Genomic DNA, 19,285 nt, shown 5'->3' on the forward strand with positions numbered 1-19,285 from the left:
AAAAACCTATTGAGGCGTTTTTTTCGTCTGCAATTAGGTTTTATGGCGGCTGTGCGTGGAAGGCCTTCGGGCCTACCGGTTACCTTGATTGCCGGGTCTCACACCACGCATGGCTGCCACCCAAGCTTTGAGACAGCTAAGTGGCAGTTCCTCAATCAAGGGAATTGATAATGAACAAAATAGATCTGTCCGAAGTTCGTCCGATTACTAACCCTCTTTCTTCGCTGCGCAGCTCCCCGCCTCTTCACCTCTGCATCTTTGGAGGTGATCAATGACAGACCAAGCAGAAGCAAAAACCATCGGTTTCACCCCCTGCATCTATTGCAAAGACAACGCACTGTTCCACGTCAGCGCTGGCGTTCCTGTCGACGCAGCATTGGCAATGGCTTCTGATCTGCTGTTCCTGGCCAAAGCACTGACAAAAGACGCTGCTTACGACAGAGAATCCGACCGTTTTTCATGGGCCGCGCACTATTTGACGGCAATGGGAAAGGCGGTGATTGACGATGTGGTCAAAGCAGTAACACCGAGACCTGTCAGAGCGAGTATGAAAGTCGCCAAATAGTATTCAATGAGCGCACAAAAAACCCGGCGGATAGCCGGGTTTTTTAAGAGTACTCGGTGCAGTCAAACAATTATTTAACTAGCTTCCCTATTGCTCCACACCGATCAGAGCGCCGCCAGTGCCTGCGCAACATGCCGGATATAACCTCGATCCGTATCAGACATTTCTCTGTACCATGTAAGAAGTTTCCACTCATCTTGTGTCAGCTCAGAATTTTCGCTATTGGTTTTATCCCCGCGAATGTTCTCTTTTTCATCCTGATCCAACATGCCCACTACTCCTTTAAGTGCATTGCGGGCGCAACGTTACTTAGGAGTGCGGAAAATCAAAACTGAAATCCGTCGTAACGAATGTTTTAAATATCGACGAGTTATTTCTTGGCGTTTGAAAGGCTGGTGACTTCGGACATCGCACCGACGATCCGATGCACAGCTTTTTGGTCATACTCGGACAGCGTCCTGAACTGATGGATCAACTGTTTTTCTGCCTCATCCAATCCTTCGACAGCCTGCTGCAAACGCCCGCCTGTCAGAACGTACAACACATCAACCCCCGCCGTGGCCACGGCCGCAAGGTAGGCGGAATCAGGGTTTCGCTCGCCCTTCTCATAGCTCCCCTGGGTGTTGCGGGTGATGCCGCCGAGCTGCGCAAAGGCATCCTGATTGAGGCCCAGCAGCGTCCTTTCTTCGCGTAAGCGCTCGCCCACGCCAACGTCCAAGTCTTGTTTAGATGCACAACTTTTCAAGCTTTCACCCTTTACAGGCCCAACTGTTTGGGCATAATGGCGCCAAATCAACACGGATGCCCACGAATGGACACTATGCCCGCCACCCTCACACCCGAGCAAGCCCGAGCAGCACTTGATCGAAAAGGTCTCAGCATTGCCGAGTTCTGCCGCCAGAACGCGCTGAACAGCAATCTGGTCAGCGATTTGCTGAATGGCCGGAAGAAGGGACGCCGCGGCCAGGCTCATCGCGCGGCTGTGTTCTTGGGCATTAAGGAAGGCATCGTCAGCTGATCGAGTACAAACCCGGCCACATCGCTAGCACAGCGCAAGGATGCACCTATTGAGCACTTACAAACTGGTCTGCCCTCACTGCCAATCCCGAATGCGGATACGCACCAGCGAAGGGACGCACATTTTTCTGCGTGTCGCTTACTTGCAGTGCACCAATGAAGCCTGCGGCTGGTCGGTACGCGCTGAGTTCGAAATGACCCATGAGATGAGCCCCAGCGGTATGGCTAACCCCACCGTCAAGCTCCCTCTGGCCGATACGGCGTTGCGTCGTGAAGTCATGAAACAAGCCAGCGATCAGTTGGAGTTACTGCCGAACCAAGGACAGGAGACTGCACCATGACCCCTACGCAACATTGCACACAGGATTACCGCACCAGCATGCAGGAAGCGGCTCGCGCGTACCTGCTGCGCCACCAGGCGGAATACTTGGCCGATTCAGACCAGCTCTTCGAAAGCTGCGTGCGCCATCTAAGCGTGGCGCTTGAAGTGCCCACCAGTATCGCAACAAAATTGGTGCACTTGGCATGGAGTGAAATCCAGGACCACGTACAATAGAGCACATCGCTCCACGCAAATGACCTGACGAACACCAGGTAACCCCCAGCTCAACAAACCTCACACCTATGCCCGACTGGGTATGGGTGAGGTGCGCCCAAAATTTGAGACACACATGGAAGACGACGTGGATATCTTCACCACACTGCCCCGTGAACAGGCAGTCATTTTGCTTGAGACGCTTCGCGCGAATTACGCCGACCAGTTCAACGCGTACTGGTATGAGGAGCGCTTTAACGCTGTCCCTGAATATCTGCGGCATGACTCACTGATCGCAACCTTTCCGATGATGGCAGCGCAGAAGCGATTGATCGGCACGCTCTCGCTCAGCCTCGGCCAAAGGTTCTAATCGTGATGGAGTTATCGAACACGCTTCGCGCCGAGATATTGCAGCGTCTTGCGAACGACTACGGCCTGAAGAGACGCCTCAGCACCGACTATCTGCGCGGCGGTAAATGCCCCGCGTGCGGCAAAAAGGAGCTGTACACCCGCGACTCCAATCCCTGGCTGATCATTTGTGGCCGTGAGAGCAAATGCGGGCAGCGTTGGCACCTGAAGGAGATCTATGAGGACCTGTTCGACGACTGGAGCAAACGCGCGCCCTCCTCCGATCAATACCCTACTGCGACTGCTCGGGCTTATCTGGAGTTTGCCCGAGGTTTTCGCTTTGAGTTGATCCAAGGTTGGTTTACCCAGGAGACGTACTACTCCGGCGAATTGAATGCCGGCAGCGCGACCGTGCGTTTCGCCCTGGACAAGGGTGGTTACTGGGAACGGTTGATCGACCGGCCGCACCGCTTCGGCAAGATGAAAGCCCGGTTTCAACCGGGTGAAAGTTACCGAGGCACATGGTGGTGTCCGCCTTGTGTTGAATTGCTTGAGATCAAAGAGCTGTGGATTGTCGAAGGCATCTTTGATGCGATTGCCCTGGCTCATCACGGTATCGCGGCCGTGTCGGCCATGTCCTCCAATGTGTTCCCTGAAACATCGCTTAAAGAACTCTCTCGCCATCGCGGTGGAAAGCTCCCCAAATTGGTTTGGGCACTGGATAACGAACCCGGCGCTCACCGCTACACAAAGCGCTGGGTCCGCGAAGCGCGTGCCTTGGGTTACACCTGCGACGCCGCGCAGATCCCACAGCCAGACAACCGCAAGGTCGATTGGAACGACCTGCACCAACGCTGGCAATTCATCGAAGACAGCGAGCAACGCGCCGAGCAAGTCGAACACGACCTCAGGACTGCGCGGCACTACGGCGCCCTGCTGATCGCCGAAAGCGCCGCCGAGAAAGGCGTGCTGATGTACGAATGGCGTGAAAGCCATGAGTTTCATTTCGGGTACGAGAGCCGCCTGTACTGGTTCAAGATGGACCTGGATAAATTCAACAAGGCCATGCTGGCGCTGGACACCTCCGAGCGCCATGAAGATCAGCAACTCACCGACAAGCAGCGTCGGGCCAAAGCCTTGCGTCAGTGTGGTGGTGTAGTGGAGATCGCGAACTGCTATCCCCAGGCCTTGTACTTCCAACGCAACGACGTCACCGATGAGTCCTGGTACTACTTTCGCGTTGATTTTCCCCATGACGGCGGAAGCGTGAAAAACACTTTCACTGGTGGCCAGGTTGCTGCGGCCAGCGAGTTCAAAAAGCGTCTGCTGAGCATGGCGGCCGGCGCGGTGTTCACGGGTAGCGGCAAACAGCTCGACAGGATCCTCAAGGATCAGCTGTACGGCCTGAAAACCGTAGAGACGATCGACTACGTGGGGTACAGCAAGGAATACGGCGCTTATGTGTTCGGTGATGTGGCCATGCGCAATGGGCTGGTGTGCGAGGTGAACAAGGAGGACTTTTTCGAGTTTGGGAAGCTGCGGCTCAAGACACTGCAGAAGTCGATCAAGATGCATATTCAGCGAGATCATAAGCAGTACCGGACCGACTGGCTGCCGATGCTCTGGTTGTGCTTCGGCACCAAGGGAATCGTCGCCCTGGCATTCTGGTTCGGCGCGTTGTTCGCCGAGCAGATACGGGCCAAGTACAAATCCTTCCCATTCCTTGAAGTCACAGGCGAAGCCGGCGCCGGCAAAACCACGCTGCTGACCTTTCTGTGGAAACTGTTGGGCCGGGAACACGAAGGGTTTGATCCGTCAAAATCGACTCGCGCCGGTCGGCAGCGAGCCATGGGCCAGGTGTCCAACATGCCGGTGGTTCTGATCGAGGGCGATCGCAACGAACCGGACAAGGCACACGCCAAGAGCTTCGACTGGGACGAGCTGAAAGACTTCTTCGGAGGCGGCACGCTCGGCACAAAGGGCATGAAAACCAGTGGCAACGAAACTTATGAACCGCCGTTTCGCGGCGCCATTGCGATCAGCCAGAACGCGGATGTCAGCGCATCTGAGGCAATCCTGACCCGGATTATCAAGTCTCACTTTGCACGGCCAGAAGTCACCACCGAGAGCCGTGCGGCCGCCGACAACCTCAACGTGATCCCGGTTGAGCAGCTAAGCCACTTTCTCGTGATGGCAATTCGTGCAGAACCGCAAGTCATGACGAAATTCGCCGAGCGTGTGCTTGTGCATGAACAGCGCCTGCGCAAGATCAAGGAAATCCGTGTTGAGCGGATCATCAAAAATCACAGCCAGATGATGGCCTTGGTCGATTGCCTGTGCCTGATCTGCCCGTTGGATGAGAACCAGGTCGTCACGACTCACCAGCAATTCACAGCCATGGCTCTGGAGCGACAATCCGCGATCAGTGCTGACCATCCTCTGGTTGCTGAATTCTGGGAGGTCTACGAATACCTCGAAAGCCTGGGCGATGGTCCGCAGGTCAACCACAGCACCGACTCGAAACTCATCGCTATCAACCTCAACGAACTCGCTGAAAAGGCCAGTGAGCACCGACAGAACCTCACCGACCTCAAGACGTTGCGCGCGCTGTTGGTCGACAGCCGTAGCCACAAGTTGCTGGAGATTAATAAAGCCATTTACAGCGCCGTTCGCGCTTCGCAAGCGACGAACAACTCGATGGTCAAGAAACCAACCACCGTTCGTTGCTGGATATTCCAGAACGCGTAACGGCTCAATTCAGTTGAAGGAACAACACGATGAAAACTCTGTTCGTGCTCATGGCCCAATACAACGGCCAAGTGGTCATTCCCCTAGACCGAGTCTGCAAGGACTACTTCACCCACCTCACCACTGACATGTTCCAGCGCAAAGTGATGGCAGGCCAAATAAGAATCCCGATTACACGCATGGAAGCGAGTCAGAAGAGTGCCAAAGGCATACACATCACCGATCTGGCGGAATATCTGGATGTGCAGCGCGCCGCTGCGATTAAAGAGAGCAATCAACTGACCGGCGCGCTTAGGAGGGGCTGAGCTACTTCAACAGTCTGGCGCCCAGTGCCACCGGCGCTTGCAAGATTTTATCCTTCCATTCCCACTTAACATAGGCATCACCTCGGCCACGCAAATGTGTGTAGCGGCGCATTGAGTTCCAGTCTCGATGCCCTGAAACGCTCGCCACCCGAGGGATGTCCCAGTCCATTTCGAACAACCGACTTACGCCTTCGTGCCGCAGGTCATGAAAGTGCAGGTCTTCTATTTCAAGAAACTGGCAGGCCCTAGTCCAGGACGCGGAAATTGACTCGGCATTATAAGGAAAGATCTCGGGCCGCTCTTTGGGCATTGTTTGAAGAATGGCCCATGCTTCTGGCGGCAAGTGGCACCAGACGTCATTGCCGATCTTCTGGCCAGGGTTTTTCATGTCGCGTACCAGCACCCGATGGCCGACCTCATCCAGATCGGCCCACTGAATTCGAGTAATTTCCTCTTGGCGGCGAGTGGAGAACAACGCGAACCCCGCCATCTTGAGCATATTGATAGCCGTCGGACGGCGGGCTTGGATGCCTTGAAAGTGCATCAGTAGCCGATCCAGTTCATCGAACGTAGGACGGCGGTCTCGCTCGCGGCTGCGCATGTTGTAGCCAAGTTTTTTCAGTACCTTTCGGGCATCACCCATCGCCTGCGAATCAACTTCATACCCCCAGGCAGGGCGAGCAACTGCAAGCACCGCGCCCAGGTGGGAAAGATCGTTACCGGCCGTCTGTGGTTTGACGTCTCCGCCCTCTTTACCCATCCGCCACAGCGCATACTCCACCAACTTCTGGCTGTTGATGTCTTTGTCGTGCAGCCCGCCAAAATATGACTCGCCGATGGCATTGAGAGTGGCGAGCTTGGTTTTGCCCAGCGGCCGGACTTTCTTCATTTCAAGCAAATAGCGTTCGATCATCTCCTTGACTGTCGCACCTTTGCGGTTTGCTCGCTCGATAGCGCCTGGTTGGTCCAGCTCGGCTTCGCGATTTCGAACCCAGGCCTTGGCGGCCTCTTTTCGGGCGAAGGTCTGGCTCTCTTGGTAAACTTGGGCACCGTCGCGAAACAGGCGTATCTGTGCCGTGTAGCTGACGCTGCCGTCGGTGCGTTTCCTTGCTCTGATCGTGGCCATGGTCACCTGGTACAATTGCAAAATGGATTGGTACATTGTACCAACCACTGGTACAAAACGCCGTTTTACCCCCCAAAATAGGCCTCAAACGCGTAGAGCAAAATGATACAAAATCTTGCTACAACCCCAGTAAATTCAAGCTCTACAGTGTCTAGGCGCTTCAGCGTTGCGCCCATGATGGATTGGACAGACCGCCATTGCCGCTTCTTCCTGCGCCTGCTCTCCAAGCACGCCCTCCTCTACACCGAAATGGTCACCACCGGCGCGCTGCTCAACGGCGATCACGAGCGCTTCCTGCGTCACAACGAAGCCGAACACTCGCTAGCCCTGCAACTCGGCGGCAGTGTTCCGCTGGACCTGGCCGCCTGCGCACGCATGGCCCAGGAGCACGGCTACGACGAGGTGAATCTGAATGTCGGCTGCCCGAGTGATCGGGTACAGAACAATATGATCGGGGCGTGCCTGATGGGGCATCCGCAGTTGGTGGCCGATTGTGTGAAGTCTATGCGTGATGCGGTGTCGATTCCGGTGACGGTGAAGCATCGGATCGGGATTAATGGGCGGGACAGTTACGAGGAACTGTGTGATTTCGTCGGTACGGTTCGGGATGCCGGGTGCACGAGTTTTACGGTGCATGCGCGGATTGCGATTCTGGAGGGGTTGTCGCCGAAGGAGAACCGCGACATTCCACCTCTGCGCTATGACGTGGCGGCGCGGTTGAAGGCGGATTTTCCGGAGTTGGAGATTATTCTCAACGGCGGGATCAAGACGCTGGAGGCCTGTCACGAGCATTTGCAGACGTTCGACGGCGTGATGTTGGGCCGTGAGGCGTATCACAACCCTTATGTGATGGCTGAGGTGGATCAGCAACTGTTCGGCAGCACGGCGCCAGTGATCAGCCGGGCCGAGGCGCTGGCGCAGTTGCGGCCTTATATTGCCGAGCATCTGCTGGCGGGTGGGGCGATGCATCACATCACCCGGCATGTGCTGGGGCTGGGTACCGGGTTTCCGGGGGCGCGGAAGTTTCGGCAGTTGTTGTCGGTGGATATTCACAAGGCTAAAGAGCCTTTGGCGTTGCTGGATCAGGCTGCGGAGTTGTTGGAGGGGCGTTAATGGTCAGTTGCTTTGAACCTGCGCCCCATTTCAGCATCGTATCTACCGATACCACGCCCCGCCTTTCAAACATCCATTTTCAGGATGTTGCCGCTGGGGCCATCGATACATGTATGCGCCCTTGAGTGGCTGCAAGCGCTCGGGTAATGTCATTAGACCCATAGGACAGAGCACGCCCATGACTTCCAAGCTGGAACAACTCAAACAAATGACCACCGTGGTTGCCGACACCGGCGACTTCGAAGCTATCGCTCGCGTTAAACCCGTGGACGCTACCACCAACCCTTCCCTGCTGCTCAAAGCGGCGGCCATTCCCGGTTATGCCGAGTTGCTGAACGTTTGTGTCAGCGACTGCAAGGGTGATGTGGGCCTGGCCAGCGATCGTTTTGGCGTTGCGGTAGGGCAAGAGATTCTGAAAGTGATCCCTGGCCGTATTTCCACCGAAGTGGATGCGCGCCTGTCGTTCGACACTGACGCCGTATTGAAGCGTGCGCACCGTCTGATCGACCTGTACGAAAAGGCCGGCGTTGGCCGTGACCGTGTGCTGATCAAGATCGCTTCGACCTGGGAAGGCATCCGCGCTGCCGAGAAGCTGGAAAAGGAAGGCATCCAGACCAATCTGACCTTGCTGTTCTCTTTCGCTCAGGCCGCGGCGTGTGCTGACGCTGGGGTTTTCCTGATTTCGCCGTTCGTGGGTCGTATCTACGATTGGTACAAGAAGGCCAACGGCAACGACTACACCGGCGCGGATGATCCGGGTGTGCAGTCGGTGACGCGCATCTACAACTACTACAAGGCCAATGACTACAAGACGGTGGTCATGGGCGCGAGCTTCCGTAACCTGAATCAGATCGAGCAGTTGGCTGGGTGTGATCGCCTGACAATTAGCCCGGATCTGCTGGAGAAACTGGCGGCGGATACTGGCAAGCTGGAGCGCAAATTGGCACCGGGGCATGCCGGTGAAGCGCGTCTGAGCTTGAATGAAGCGCAGTTCCGTTGGTTGTCCAACGAGGATGCCATGGCGACCGAGAAGCTGGCTGAGGGGATTCGTCAGTTTGCTCGGGATCAGGAGAAGCTTGAGGCGTTGTTGCAGGCCAAGCTGTGAACTAGTTTGACGCAGTGCAAAAAGGGCGAACCTTAGCGGGTTCGCCCTTTTTTGTGTGTTGGCGGTGGAGATTGGATGGGCTTCGCGCGGGTGGATGTGGTGATCGTTGTGGCGCCTTCGCGAGCAAGCCCGCTCCCACAGGGAAATTGTGATCGAGGCAAGATTAATGTGAGAGCGGGCTTGCTCGCGAAGGCGTCGGGTCAGGCGACCCAGCCTTCGGAATTGATTAGCAGGCTGTCATCACCTGACCAGGAATCAATGACGCTCCAGCGCATTCACCAGGTCATGAAACGCCTCACGGTTGGAGTCGTTCAGGCCCATGAGGATTTTGTGCGCTTCGAGGACTTTGATCCGCACCACTTCTTCGGACTGGTCCTGGTCTGGCAGGTCGGTCAGGCATTCAGGGCATGGGATCGGGCGGTCAACGATGTTGAACACTTGCTCGAAGCCCATGGACTGCAGCAGACGGGTGATGTCTTCGTGGGTGGTGACGACGGTCGGCAGCAGGCCGACCTTTTGCCGCGACAGGATTGACAGTTTGGCCAGCAGGCCCAGGGTGGTGCTGTCGATGCTGCGGGTTTCGGTCAGGTCGATCACGATGGCGTTGAAATTCAACGCGGTGAAGATCCGCTCAATAGTCGCATCCAACGCCGAACACAGGGTCAGGCGAACTTCACCGACGAACTTCAGGACGAAGGTGCCGTCCTGCTCGGCGAACTGGATTCTACCGGTACTCATTAAAGATTCCTGCTCAACACCAACAGGGCGATATCATCCGGCATCTCCCCTAGCGTGGCCAATCCAAAAACCTGGCGCAGACCATCCAGGCTGCCGCCCGCCGCCATCACCCTTTGAGGTAAGGCAGCTTCTTTATCTTTGAGTGTGGGTTCTGGCAAAAGGTCCAGAATGCCATCAGACATCAGCGTCAAGCTGAACACCGGTGGCAGTTCCAGTACGTGGTCTTCGTAGGTGGCTTCATTGAAGAGGCCCACCGGCAGACCGCGCCCTTCCAGGTAACGAACACTGTCTGGCGTGTACAACACAGGCAACGGCAGATGACCGCCGATGCTATAGGTCAACAAACCTGTCTCCTCGTCGATGACTCCACCGACCATTGTGACGTGTTTACCCAGCTTACAACTGATCAGCCCCCGGTTGATATGACCAAGGACCTCTGAAGGCTTGAATTCCGGCAACGTGCCGTTGCGCTTGGATTCGAACAGCAAGCGCGTGGTCATGAATTTCAGTAGTACGGTGACGAAGGCTGAAGAAGCGCCATGACCGGAAACGTCTGCCAAATAGAAGGCTACCCGACGCTCGTCGACCCGAAAGTAGTCGACGAAATCGCCCGACAGGTACAGTGACGGGATGATCTGGTGAGCAAACTGGAACTCGTTGATGCTCCAGGGGCTGACCGGCAGCATGTTCATCTGCACCTGGCGACCGGCGTTCTGGTCTTCCTGGAGCAGGTTCAGGCTGGCTTCGAGCTCGCGGTTGGCCTTTTCCAGCTTCTCGCGGTAGCGCTGGTTTTCCAGCAGCAGGCGCGCACGATCCAGGGCCCGGCGCACGGAATGCTCGAGCACGGCCAAATCTTCGAGAGGCTTGATCAGGTAGTCCGCCGCACCCAGGCGCAGGGCCTCGACCGCGTCGTTCATCACACCGGCGCCCGACACCACGATTACCGGGGTTTGCGGCGACAGCTCGGTGACCTGGCGAATGAGTTCGAGTCCGCCCATCTGCGGCATGCGCAGATCGCAGATGACCAAGTCGGGCTTGTCTTGCTCGAATACCTGAAGACCCTGCTGACCATTACTGGCCTGCAAGACACTGAAACCACTGTCTTCCAAGTAGGCCGCGAGGCTCGCGCGCACTACTTCGTCATCATCGATTATCAGCAGCGTGGCACTGGTTTTTGGCATGTGGGCAAACGGCGCCAGAATTAGGTTGGCGTAGCAGGCTGGGCATTGGGCCCTGCACACACTACTGGATTCGCTTTCTAGCCTCTCTGCCGCACCGTTTTCGAGCGCTTGCCCTACTTACAGGTACACCAAAGGTGCCCTTCTAAGGCGCAGACGGTACTCCCATCCGCGAGGCGTTTCAAGCTCACGCCGATGGTCGCTTGACGTCTTTACTTGTCAAATCACCGGGAGTTATAAGAACAGGCAAAACCGTAACCCAATGGAAGGATCAAGCCCATGAGCCAAACTGATCGGGACTACAGCGAAAAGCGCGATTTCATCCGCATGCGGGTCGATGCCGATGTGTCGCTGATTCATGAAGGCGACGAGGTGCCAGCCGTCTGCATCGACCTTTCCAGCAGTGGCATGCAGGTTGAGGCGGCCCGCCTGTTCAAAGTCGGTGACCGGCTCAGTGTGCGGATTGATTCCGATCATGCGGCGCTAAAAGGCCTTGAGGCCGATACCGAGGTGGTGTGGGTGAAAGCACAGGACGGTGCCAGTCAGAAACTCGGGCTTACAATCCTGAAAATGAAATAACCCAGATTTAATCCGCAAGCCAAACGAAGAAGGCAGCCAAATGGCTAATGCCTGTCAGTTAAGGAACGAAACCTGTGGGATTTCGCTTAACTGACAGGCATTAACCAAATGGCCGCCTTCTTCGCTTTACCGGTCGAGATTAAAAATCGTCTTCGACCTGGCCGTCTTTGACTTTGAATTCGCGGTTTTGCAGGTACGCATTGCGAATAAAGGTGTATTTGTCGCCGCTGACCAGTTTCTCGGCCGACAGCAAGCTGGCGCGAGTGTCGACGATGTTCAGGCCGAAGATCGAGTTACGCACTGGCACATCGTGGATGTAACTGTACGGACCGGTATAGCCGTCGACATACTTGGAAGGCGCATCACGCAAGGTGCTTGGCCCCAGAAGCGGCAGCATCAAGTACGGACCGCTACCCACGCCCCAGTAACCGAGCGTCTGGCCGAAGTCTTCGTCATTGCGATGCAGGCCCATCTGGGTGCCCACGTCGAAGAAGCCCAGCAGGCCGAAGGTGGTGTTGAAAATCAAGCGTGCGGTGTCGACGCCAGCCGCGGCGGGTTTGGCCTGCAACACGTCGTTGGCGAGGTTGGTCACATCGCCGACGTTGCGGTACATGTTGTGGATGCCATCTTCCAGAAACTTCGGCGTGACGAACTGATAGCCTTGGGCCAACGGTTTCAGTGCGTAGGTGTCGACAAAGTCGTTGAACTTGTAGATCGGGCGGTTGATGCTTTCCCAAGGGTCTTCTTCCGTGGCAGCCTGGACCGCGAACGGAACCAGCAATACACTGGCACATATACAAAGCTGAGCGAGTTGATTGCTCCAGCGCATAGAGAAACTCCTTGGATTTGTACTGACGCGGGCGCTTGGCCCAGACGCAAAGGCCGCTAGTATATGATGGAAACCCGGTTTAGGCAGCACCGTGCGTGCGCGGCGCGCGGATGATTCTTCCTGGCTGTGAGCGATTCACATCAGTGTCACTCAACTGTCACCGTCCACGAATAGCCTTGTCCCTATTTCAAGGATGTTGATATGCCACGCACCGAAACCTCGCCTCTCATCGCACCCAGCCTGACCGCTGTACTGTTCGGCCTCAGTGGATGTCTGGTGGATTTCGGCGCCCGCACCCGTCAACCCGGCACACTGACTGCCGAGCACGCCGATGTCACGCCCGGCACTCTGGAGAGCCTGTCCAGCTTGCAGCGCCAACAGATTCCCTGCGCGTGGCTCGATGAACTGCCCCCTGCCCTCAGCCACTCTCTGGCCATGACACTCCCGGCCTGGATCAAACCTTCGCAACACCCGGCAACAATCAATCCATGGCCGGCCCCGAATGCCTGCTGGCAAGCCTTGATGGCGTTGAATGTCGAGCGTCTGGACGGTTGCGTGCTGGTCAGCGGCGAACCGCGATTGCTGCAATCGGGCCTGAACGCCGGGTTGTGGACCATTGGCCTGGCGTCCTGCGGCTCGCTGTGCGGGCTGGCCCCAAGCGAATGGCAGGCCTTGAGTCAAAAGGAACGGGAACACCTGCGCGGCAAGGCGACGGTGCAGTTGTTCGGCCTGGGCGTGCATTCGGTGATCGATCACCTGGGCGAACTCGACACCTGCCTGGCCGATATCAGCCTGCGTCGGCTCAAGGGCGAAAAGCCCTGATCGCCACCTCACACCTATGAATGCATGCAGGCTGCCCGGGAGTGGATTAATCTAAAGGTCAGCCATAGACCTTTGGCGCGCTGCTGCGGTCTATGCCAGTGCCTATCGAGAAAAGGAAGAACGCCATGCCTGCCCGCGAACTGCAAGAACAGCTCAACAAACTGCGCGAGCAATTGGAACAGAATCCACCGCTGACCGAAGCCGAGCGCGCTGACCTGCACGCGCTGATGGAACAGATCGAACTTGAGCTTGAGCTGGAAACCAAAACCCAGGACACCAACCTCGCCGACAATGTGAACCTGGCCGTCGAGCGCTTCGAAATCGACCACCCGACCCTTGCCGGGACCTTGCGCAACATCGTGCAAGCCTTGGGCAACATGGGGATCTGAACCCGCCAGATGCAAAAAGCCCCGCTATCGATAGCGGGGCTTTTTAATATCTGCGACCTGAAATGCAATCCGTTGTGGGAGCGGGCTTGCTCGCGAAAGCGGTCTAGCAGGCACGTTGATGTTGAATGTGCCGACGTCTTCGCGAGCAAGCCCGCTCCCACATGGATTCTTTACTGACGGACCAGACGATGGTTCGGCAGTTGCACTTCTTCGGTGCTGCGATACGGGTTGATGTCCAACCCGCCGCGACGCACATACCGTGCATACACCGTCAGTTTCTCTGGCTTCAGCAACCGTTGCAGGTCGAGGAAAATCCGCTCCACGCACTGCTCATGGAAGTCCGAGTGCTGACGAAAACTCACGATATATTCCAGCAAACTCGCATGATCCAGCGCCGCGCCGCGATACTCCACCGCCACGCTGCCCCAATCCGGCTGGCTGGTGACCGGGCAGTTGGATTTGAGCAAATGGCTGTGCACGCACTCTTCAACAATGCGCGATTCATCGCACCGCAGCAGTTCCGGGCGCGGATGCTCATAGTTGCTGACGCTGATGTCCAGGTCATCAATGCACACACCCGGCAACGCCACGACACCTTCAGCCTCAACCTCTTTCAGGCTGCGAATCCGCACGCCCACCGGTTTGCCGGCAGCGGCCGAGAGGTCTTTCGCCAGTGTCGCTTCAAGGCTTGCGGTATCGGCAAACGCCGTTTGGTTCAAGGAATTGAGGTACAGCTTGAACGACTTCGATTCGATGATGTTCGGCGAATCCGCCGGGATGCTGAATTCGCCAATCGCCACCACAGGCTTGCCCGACGGCAGCAGCCACGACAGCTCGAAGCAGTTCCAGAAGTCCACGCCCTTGTACGGCAGGGTTTGCGCCGTCAGGCCCAGCTCGGCCCATTTCGCGGTGCGCGGGATCGGGAACAGCAAGGACGGCGTGTAGGTGGCGATGTATTCGCTGGATTTGCCCAGCGGCGAGTGTTCGGCTGCGGGATGCATGGCGGAAACCTGACTGAAGAATCAGCGGATTCTACCAGTCTTTGCTTCCGCCTTTGAGTGCTTACTGACTGACTGTCAGTTTGCCGACCATGCTGGCCTGATAGTGGCCTGGGATATTGCAGGCAAATTCCAGTTGGGTGGCCTTGGTGAAGGCCCAGATCAGTTCGCCCGTTTTGCCCGGCTCCACCAGCACACTGTTCGGATCATCGTGTTTCATCCCATGCCCTGCGGAGGAATCGCCCATTCCGGCCATGGAGCCGTGGTCCATTGCCTTCATGCCTGTAGGCGTCAGCATGCCGCTTTGCTGCATCTGGAGCATTTCCTGCTGATGCCGGGCATGCATCGCCGCGTTGCCGAGGTTGAATTCATGCAGTAACTGGCCTTTATTCACCAGCACAAAACGCACGGTTTCCCCGGCCTTGATCTCGATCGCCTTGGGAGTAAACGATATATCGCCCATCACCACTTCAACGCTGCGGGTCGCCTGGGCGGCCGAGGCCGGTTGACCGAAGTCGTAGGTCTGCGCCGGCGAGGCCTCCAGCCCGAAACTCAGGGCCAGCAAGCAAGCGGCCAATACCAGACGCTTTCGCAAAAACATAGTCGCACTCCAACAAGATAAGGTTCAGCTTGTGGGAAACTCTAACCCGCGTGTTCTGCCACCCACCTGACAGGCAGATTACAACTTTGTCAGATTGACCTGCATCGCCGCCGCCCACGGTATAACGCACCTGTTCCAACTGCCCCCGAGTCGCCCATGAAACTGCTGATCGTCGAAGACCAACCGAAAACCGGCCACTACCTGCGCCAAGGCCTGACTGAGGCCGGTTTCAACACCGAACTGGTGGCCGACGGCAGCACTGGCCAGCAACTGGCGTTGAGCGGCGACTACGCCTTGTTGATCCTCGATGTGATGCTGCCCGGTCGCGATGGCTGGCAGATTCTGCAAGCGGTACGCGGGGCAGGCCTCGACACGCCGGTACTGTTTCTTACCGCCCGAGACGCGGTGGAGGACAGGGTCCACGGCCTGGAACTGGGCGCCGACGACTATCTGGTCAAACCTTTCGCCTTCTCCGAATTGCTGGCCCGGGTACGTAGCCTGCTGCGGCGCGGCAGCGCTACGCCTCAGGAAACCAGCCTGCAACTGGCCGACTTGCGCCTGGACCTGATCCGTCGCCGGGTCGAGCGCAACGGTCAGCGCATCGACCTGACCGCCAAGGAATTCGCTCTGCTGGAAATGCTCCTACGGCGTCAGGGCGAAGTTTTGCCCAAGTCGTTGATCGCTTCCCAGGTGTGGGACATGAATTTCGACAGCGACACCAACGTTATCGAAGTGGCGATCCGCCGTTTGCGCCTGAAGATCGACGATGACTTCCCGAACAAGTTGATCCACACCGTCCGCGGCATGGGCTACGTCCTTGAGGAGCGCCCTGCCTGATGCGCCGACTTTCATTAAGCAGCCGTCTGGCGCTGCTGTTTGCGGCCTGCACCGCGGTAGTGTCGTTGTTCGCCGGGGTGCTGTTCAGCCGCGCCAGCGAGGCGCACTTTGTCGAGTTGGACCAGCAGTTGCTGGACGGCAAACTGATTGGTTTGCGCCGGGCGCTGGATGACATTCAGTCCAGCGAAGCCGAGGCCCGACTGGCTGATGAATTGAGCCGACAAGCCGATCTTTCGCTGCGCATCCTTGGCAGTGACGGTCAGCGGTTGTACGACAGCTCGGCCCGTATACCCAAAGATTTGCCGCGCCAGCCGGGCCTGTCCACGGTGAGCGACGACGGCACCGACTACCGCGTCCTGAATGCGCCGCTATTCCCCGACAAACCCGACTCACCGCAACTGACCTTGCTGCTGGACATCACCCATCACCAGCACTTTCTGCAACGCATGCAGCACCTGATCTGGCTGACGGTTGGTTTGTCGGCGCTGGCCACCGCCCTGCTCGGTGCTTGGGCGGCGCGCAGTGGTTTGCGCCCGTTGCGGCGCATGAGTGCGGTCGCCAGTGGCGTGTCGGCGCAATCGCTCAACGCGCGCCTGCCAGAAGCAGACATGCCGCCGGAACTCGCGGAAATGGCCCACAGCTTCAACGCCATGCTCGGACGCCTCGACGACTCTTTTCAGCGGCTCTCGGCCTTCTCTGCCGACATTGCCCATGAACTGCGTACACCGCTGTCGAACCTGCTGACCCACACCCAAGTCACCCTCACCCGCCCTCGCCCCCTTGAGGATTACCGCGAAGCGCTGCACAGCAACCTCGAAGAACTGCAATGGATGGCGCAACTGGTCAACGACATGTTGTACCTGGCCAAGGCTGACCATGGCTTGCTGATGCCCAAGCGCGAACCGCTGGAATTGGCGCAAGAAGCGGATGTGCTGCTGGAGTTTTTTGCGCCACTGGCCGAGGACGCCCAGGTGCAGTTGAGTCGTGACGGCGGCGCGAGCATGCAGGGCGACCGCAGCATGTTGCGTCGGGCGCTTTCCAATTTGCTGGACAATGCGTTGCGGTTTACCCCGGTCGGTGGCGCGGTGCGAATCAATATCATTGATCAGCCCACCGGCTTGAGCCTGACCGTTGAAAACAGTGGGGACGGGATTCCTGAGGATTTGCTGCCGCGCTTGTTTGATCGTTTTTACCGAGCCGATCCGGCGCGCCGTGAAGGCAGCAGTGAACATGCGGGGTTGGGATTGGCGATCACCCAGTCGATCATCCGCGCCCATGGCGGGCAGATTCGTTGCGAATCGGATAAGGGGTGGACGCGGTTTGTGATTGAGTTGCCAAAAGGGGATTGAGGCCAGCAGGGCCGGCCCTATCGCGAGCAGGCTCGCTCCCACATTGGACCTGAGTCGACTCGGAAAATGTGGGAGCGAGCCTGCTCGCGATGGCGGTGTAAAAGGCTACGAATACCGCAACGCGGTAGCCGGCTCGACTTTCGCCGCCCGCCACGCCGGATACACCGTCGCCAAAAAGCTCATGATGAAACCGGCGGAACAGATCAACAACACATCCGCCCCCTGCAATTCGGACGGCAAGTTACTGACGAAGTACACATCGGAACTGAAGATGTGCTGCCCGCTGACCCGCTCCATCCAGCCCACCAGCTCACTGACGTTCAACGCTGCGATCACACCCAGCACACCACCGATCAACGTGCCGACAACCCCGATCACCGTACCTTGCACCATGAAGATCGCCATGATCTGCCGAGGTGTCGCGCCGATGGTGCGCAGGATCGCGATGTCCGCGCCCTTGTCGTTCACTACCATGATCAGCGTGGCGATGATGTTGAACGCCGCCACCGCGACGATCATCAGCAACAGCAGGCCGATCATGGTTTTTTCCATCTTCATCGCACTGAAGAGACTGCCCTGGGTGTGGGTCCAGTCATCAGCCTTGTAAGTGGCGCCCAGGCCGGTCGCGATGTCGCTCGACACTTGCGGCGCGGCGTACAGATCCTTCACCGCCAAGCGCACGCTCTGCACCTGATTCGGCTGCCAGTGCTGCATCTGCGCGGCATCGGCGAGGTGGATCAGCGCCATGGAGCCGTCCAGCTCGGCGCCAACCTTGAACACGCCGACCACGTTCAGCCGCTGCATGCGCGGGGTAATCCCGCCCGGTGCGGTACTGACTTCCGGTACGATCAGGGTGATCTTGTCGCCGACGCTCAAACGAAAACGCCGCGCAGTGATCTCACCGATCACCACGCCAAACTCGCCCGGCTTCAAGGCGTCGAGCCGTCCCTGAACAATGTGCTGGGCAACGATCGACACCTTGCCTTCCAACGCCGGGTCGACACCGCTGACCTGGATCGGCTGCATGGTGCCCTTGTAGGACAGCATGCCCTCCATCTCGGTAAACGGCACTGCCGCTGTCACTTCAGGATTCTTCATCGCCGCGGCGGCCACCGGCTGCCAATCGTCGATAGGGTTCACACCGACGATGGTCGCGTGGGGCACCATGCCCAGGATGCGCGAACTCATTTCACGCTGGAAGCCGTTCATCACCGACAGCACCACGATCATCGCCAGCACGCCCAGGGCGAGGCCGATCATCGAGGTCATCGAAATGAAGGAAACAAAGCGATTGCGGCGCTTGGCGCGGGTATAGCGCGTGCCGATAAAGATCGATAACGGTCTGAACATTCGCTGGGGCACCGTATAAAAAAAAAAGACCCGACGCACTGTTCAGTGCGCCGGGTTTCGGCCAATCAGATGGGAGTCAGGTAACCTTCCTGCAAATGCAGGACGCGATCCATCTGGCGAGCCAGGTTCATGTCGTGGGTCACCACCAGGAACGCCGTGCGCATCGAGGTGCTGAGTTCCAGCATCAAATCCTGAATGCCCTGGGCGGTATGGGAGTCGAGGTTGCCGGTCGGCTCGTCGAGCATCACCAGGCCTGGCTTGTTCACCAGGGCGCGGGCGATGGCCACACGCTGGCGTTCGCCACCGGACAATTCCGCCGGTTTGTGCTCCAGACGATGGCCCAGCCCTACCCGCTCCAGCAACGCCGTCGCACGCTGACGCGCTTCGGGGATTGCGGTTTTGCCGATCAGCAGCGGCATGCAGACGTTTTCCAGCGCGGTGAACTCAGGCAGCAAGTGGTGGAACTGGTAAACGAAACCCAGCGACCGGTTGCGCAGCAGGCCACGGGCCTTTTCGTTCAGTGCCGAGAGCTCTTCACCGGCCAGCCAGACGCTGCCCTTGGTGGGCGTATCGAGGCCGCCCAGCAGGTTGAGCAAGGTACTTTTGCCCGAACCCGACGTACCGACGATCGCCACACGCTCACCTGGATGCAGTTCCAGTTGCAGACCCGCCAGAACCTCTACCGATTCCGGGCCTTCCACGTAGGATTTGCCCAGGTTGCGGCAACTCAAGATTGCTTTATCACTCATGCCC

24 protein-coding genes are annotated in these 19,285 nt (G+C 57.7%); 14 read left to right on the top strand and 10 right to left on the bottom strand.

All coding sequences use genetic code 11. The features are described from left to right. Positions 1-271: 271 nt before the first annotated feature. Positions 272-565 carry a DUF3077 domain-containing protein gene (locus ACA044_RS19130; RefSeq protein WP_497442793.1) on the top strand — a complete coding sequence of 98 codons (294 nt, stop codon included), beginning with the start codon at positions 272-274 and terminating at the stop codon, positions 563-565. 104 nt (positions 566-669) lie between these two features. Here ACA044_RS19130 and ACA044_RS19135 read toward each other — a convergent pair whose 3' ends face one another. Continuing rightward, positions 670-834: a hypothetical protein gene (locus ACA044_RS19135; protein ID WP_497442794.1), complete on the bottom strand. Its 165-nt coding sequence runs from the start codon at positions 832-834 to the stop codon at positions 670-672. 101 nt (positions 835-935) lie between these two features. After that, positions 936-1,271: a helix-turn-helix domain-containing protein gene (locus ACA044_RS19140; RefSeq protein ID WP_497442795.1), complete on the bottom strand. Its 336-nt coding sequence runs from the start codon at positions 1,269-1,271 to the stop codon at positions 936-938. 114 nt (positions 1,272-1,385) lie between these two features. On the opposite strand from ACA044_RS19140, the gene ACA044_RS19145 reads away from it, so the two are divergent. The 6 genes from ACA044_RS19145 to ACA044_RS19170 all read left to right on the top strand — a co-directional run bounded on the left by ACA044_RS19145 (position 1,386) and on the right by ACA044_RS19170 (position 5,518). Next, positions 1,386-1,583, top strand: coding sequence for a DNA-binding protein (locus ACA044_RS19145; RefSeq protein ID WP_497442796.1), 198 nt, complete (start codon positions 1,386-1,388; stop codon positions 1,581-1,583). Between the two features lie 49 nt (positions 1,584-1,632). Beyond that, positions 1,633-1,923: an Ogr/Delta-like zinc finger protein gene (locus ACA044_RS19150; RefSeq protein WP_497442797.1), complete on the top strand. Its 291-nt coding sequence runs from the start codon at positions 1,633-1,635 to the stop codon at positions 1,921-1,923. Further along, complete coding sequence (locus ACA044_RS19155; RefSeq protein ID WP_497442798.1) at positions 1,920-2,138, top strand: hypothetical protein; 219 nt, start codon at positions 1,920-1,922, stop codon at positions 2,136-2,138. The genes ACA044_RS19150 and ACA044_RS19155 overlap by 4 nt, the downstream gene beginning before the upstream one ends. A gap of 115 nt (positions 2,139-2,253) precedes the next feature. Beyond that, positions 2,254-2,487 carry a hypothetical protein gene (locus tag ACA044_RS19160; RefSeq protein ID WP_497442799.1) on the top strand — a complete coding sequence of 78 codons (234 nt, stop codon included), beginning with the start codon at positions 2,254-2,256 and terminating at the stop codon, positions 2,485-2,487. Between the two features lie 5 nt (positions 2,488-2,492). After that, positions 2,493-5,213 carry a toprim domain-containing protein gene (locus tag ACA044_RS19165; protein WP_497447265.1) on the top strand — a complete coding sequence of 907 codons (2,721 nt, stop codon included), beginning with the start codon at positions 2,493-2,495 and terminating at the stop codon, positions 5,211-5,213. A gap of 29 nt (positions 5,214-5,242) precedes the next feature. Continuing rightward, positions 5,243-5,518, top strand: coding sequence for a pyocin activator PrtN family protein (locus ACA044_RS19170; RefSeq protein WP_497442800.1), 276 nt, complete (start codon positions 5,243-5,245; stop codon positions 5,516-5,518). A gap of 1 nt (position 5,519) precedes the next feature. Here the strand turns inward: ACA044_RS19170 and ACA044_RS19175 are convergent, their stop codons facing one another. Continuing rightward, entirely contained in the window at positions 5,520-6,644 is a 1,125-nt protein-coding gene (locus ACA044_RS19175) for a site-specific integrase (RefSeq protein WP_497447266.1), read from the bottom strand. Positions 6,645-6,746: 102 nt separating this feature from the next. Between ACA044_RS19175 and dusA the strand changes: the two genes are divergently transcribed. After that, positions 6,747-7,757, top strand: a complete 1,011-nt coding sequence (dusA, locus tag ACA044_RS19180) for a tRNA dihydrouridine(20/20a) synthase DusA (RefSeq protein ID WP_497442801.1) — start codon at positions 6,747-6,749, stop codon at positions 7,755-7,757. Between the two features lie 178 nt (positions 7,758-7,935). Continuing rightward, entirely contained in the window at positions 7,936-8,862 is a 927-nt protein-coding gene (tal, locus tag ACA044_RS19185; RefSeq protein WP_497442802.1) for a transaldolase, read from the top strand. Positions 8,863-9,117: 255 nt separating this feature from the next. On the opposite strand, the gene rssC is transcribed toward tal, so the two are convergent. Together rssC and rssB are read right to left on the bottom strand one after the other, a co-directional pair. Next, a complete protein-coding gene (gene rssC, locus ACA044_RS19190) occupies positions 9,118-9,600 on the bottom strand; it encodes an anti-sigma factor antagonist RssC (RefSeq protein WP_007935262.1) in 483 nt (160 codons plus the stop codon). After that, on the bottom strand, positions 9,600-10,781 hold the full coding sequence (gene rssB, locus ACA044_RS19195; RefSeq protein ID WP_497442803.1) for a two-component system response regulator RssB: 1,182 nt from the start codon (positions 10,779-10,781) through the stop codon (positions 9,600-9,602). The genes rssC and rssB overlap by 1 nt, the downstream gene beginning before the upstream one ends. 276 nt (positions 10,782-11,057) lie before the next feature. Here rssB and ACA044_RS19200 point away from each other — a divergent pair, with 276 nt between their 5' ends. Next, positions 11,058-11,357, top strand: coding sequence for a PilZ domain-containing protein (locus ACA044_RS19200; RefSeq protein WP_497442804.1), 300 nt, complete (start codon positions 11,058-11,060; stop codon positions 11,355-11,357). 139 nt (positions 11,358-11,496) lie between these two features. On the opposite strand, the gene ACA044_RS19205 is transcribed toward ACA044_RS19200, so the two are convergent. Then, positions 11,497-12,186 (bottom strand): MlaA family lipoprotein, encoded by a 690-nt coding sequence (locus tag ACA044_RS19205; RefSeq protein WP_497442805.1) that lies wholly within the window; start codon positions 12,184-12,186, stop codon positions 11,497-11,499. Positions 12,187-12,387: 201 nt separating this feature from the next. Here ACA044_RS19205 and pcrP point away from each other — a divergent pair, with 201 nt between their 5' ends. Together pcrP and ACA044_RS19215 are read left to right on the top strand one after the other, a co-directional pair. Then, entirely contained in the window at positions 12,388-13,008 is a 621-nt protein-coding gene (gene pcrP, locus ACA044_RS19210; RefSeq protein WP_497442806.1) for an HAD superfamily inactivated hydrolase PcrP, read from the top strand. 125 nt (positions 13,009-13,133) lie between these two features. Continuing rightward, positions 13,134-13,397: a DUF4404 family protein gene (locus ACA044_RS19215; RefSeq protein ID WP_497442807.1), complete on the top strand. Its 264-nt coding sequence runs from the start codon at positions 13,134-13,136 to the stop codon at positions 13,395-13,397. Positions 13,398-13,567: 170 nt separating this feature from the next. Here the strand turns inward: ACA044_RS19215 and queF are convergent, their stop codons facing one another. Continuing rightward, entirely contained in the window at positions 13,568-14,398 is an 831-nt protein-coding gene (gene queF / locus ACA044_RS19220; protein ID WP_497442808.1) for an NADPH-dependent 7-cyano-7-deazaguanine reductase QueF, read from the bottom strand. Positions 14,399-14,459: 61 nt separating this feature from the next. Next, positions 14,460-14,996, bottom strand: a complete 537-nt coding sequence (gene copI, locus ACA044_RS19225; protein ID WP_497442809.1) for a copper-resistant cuproprotein CopI — start codon at positions 14,994-14,996, stop codon at positions 14,460-14,462. A 156-nt stretch (positions 14,997-15,152) separates the two neighbouring features. On the opposite strand from copI, the gene ACA044_RS19230 reads away from it, so the two are divergent. Together ACA044_RS19230 and ACA044_RS19235 are read left to right on the top strand one after the other, a co-directional pair. Next, complete coding sequence (locus ACA044_RS19230; protein ID WP_258696483.1) at positions 15,153-15,833, top strand: heavy metal response regulator transcription factor; 681 nt, start codon at positions 15,153-15,155, stop codon at positions 15,831-15,833. Further along, on the top strand, positions 15,833-17,182 hold the full coding sequence (locus tag ACA044_RS19235) for a heavy metal sensor histidine kinase (RefSeq protein ID WP_497442810.1): 1,350 nt from the start codon (positions 15,833-15,835) through the stop codon (positions 17,180-17,182). Before ACA044_RS19230 ends, ACA044_RS19235 begins: the two co-directional genes overlap by 1 nt. A 105-nt stretch (positions 17,183-17,287) precedes the next feature. Here the strand turns inward: ACA044_RS19235 and ACA044_RS19240 are convergent, their stop codons facing one another. Beyond that, positions 17,288-18,532, bottom strand: coding sequence for a lipoprotein-releasing ABC transporter permease subunit (locus tag ACA044_RS19240; protein ID WP_497442811.1), 1,245 nt, complete (start codon positions 18,530-18,532; stop codon positions 17,288-17,290). A gap of 65 nt (positions 18,533-18,597) precedes the next feature. Continuing rightward, positions 18,598-19,281, bottom strand: coding sequence for a lipoprotein-releasing ABC transporter ATP-binding protein LolD (gene lolD / locus ACA044_RS19245; protein ID WP_020700644.1), 684 nt, complete (start codon positions 19,279-19,281; stop codon positions 18,598-18,600). Between the last annotated feature and the right edge of the window lie 4 nt (positions 19,282-19,285).

This window comes from Pseudomonas sp. LBUM1673, assembly GCF_059695645.1.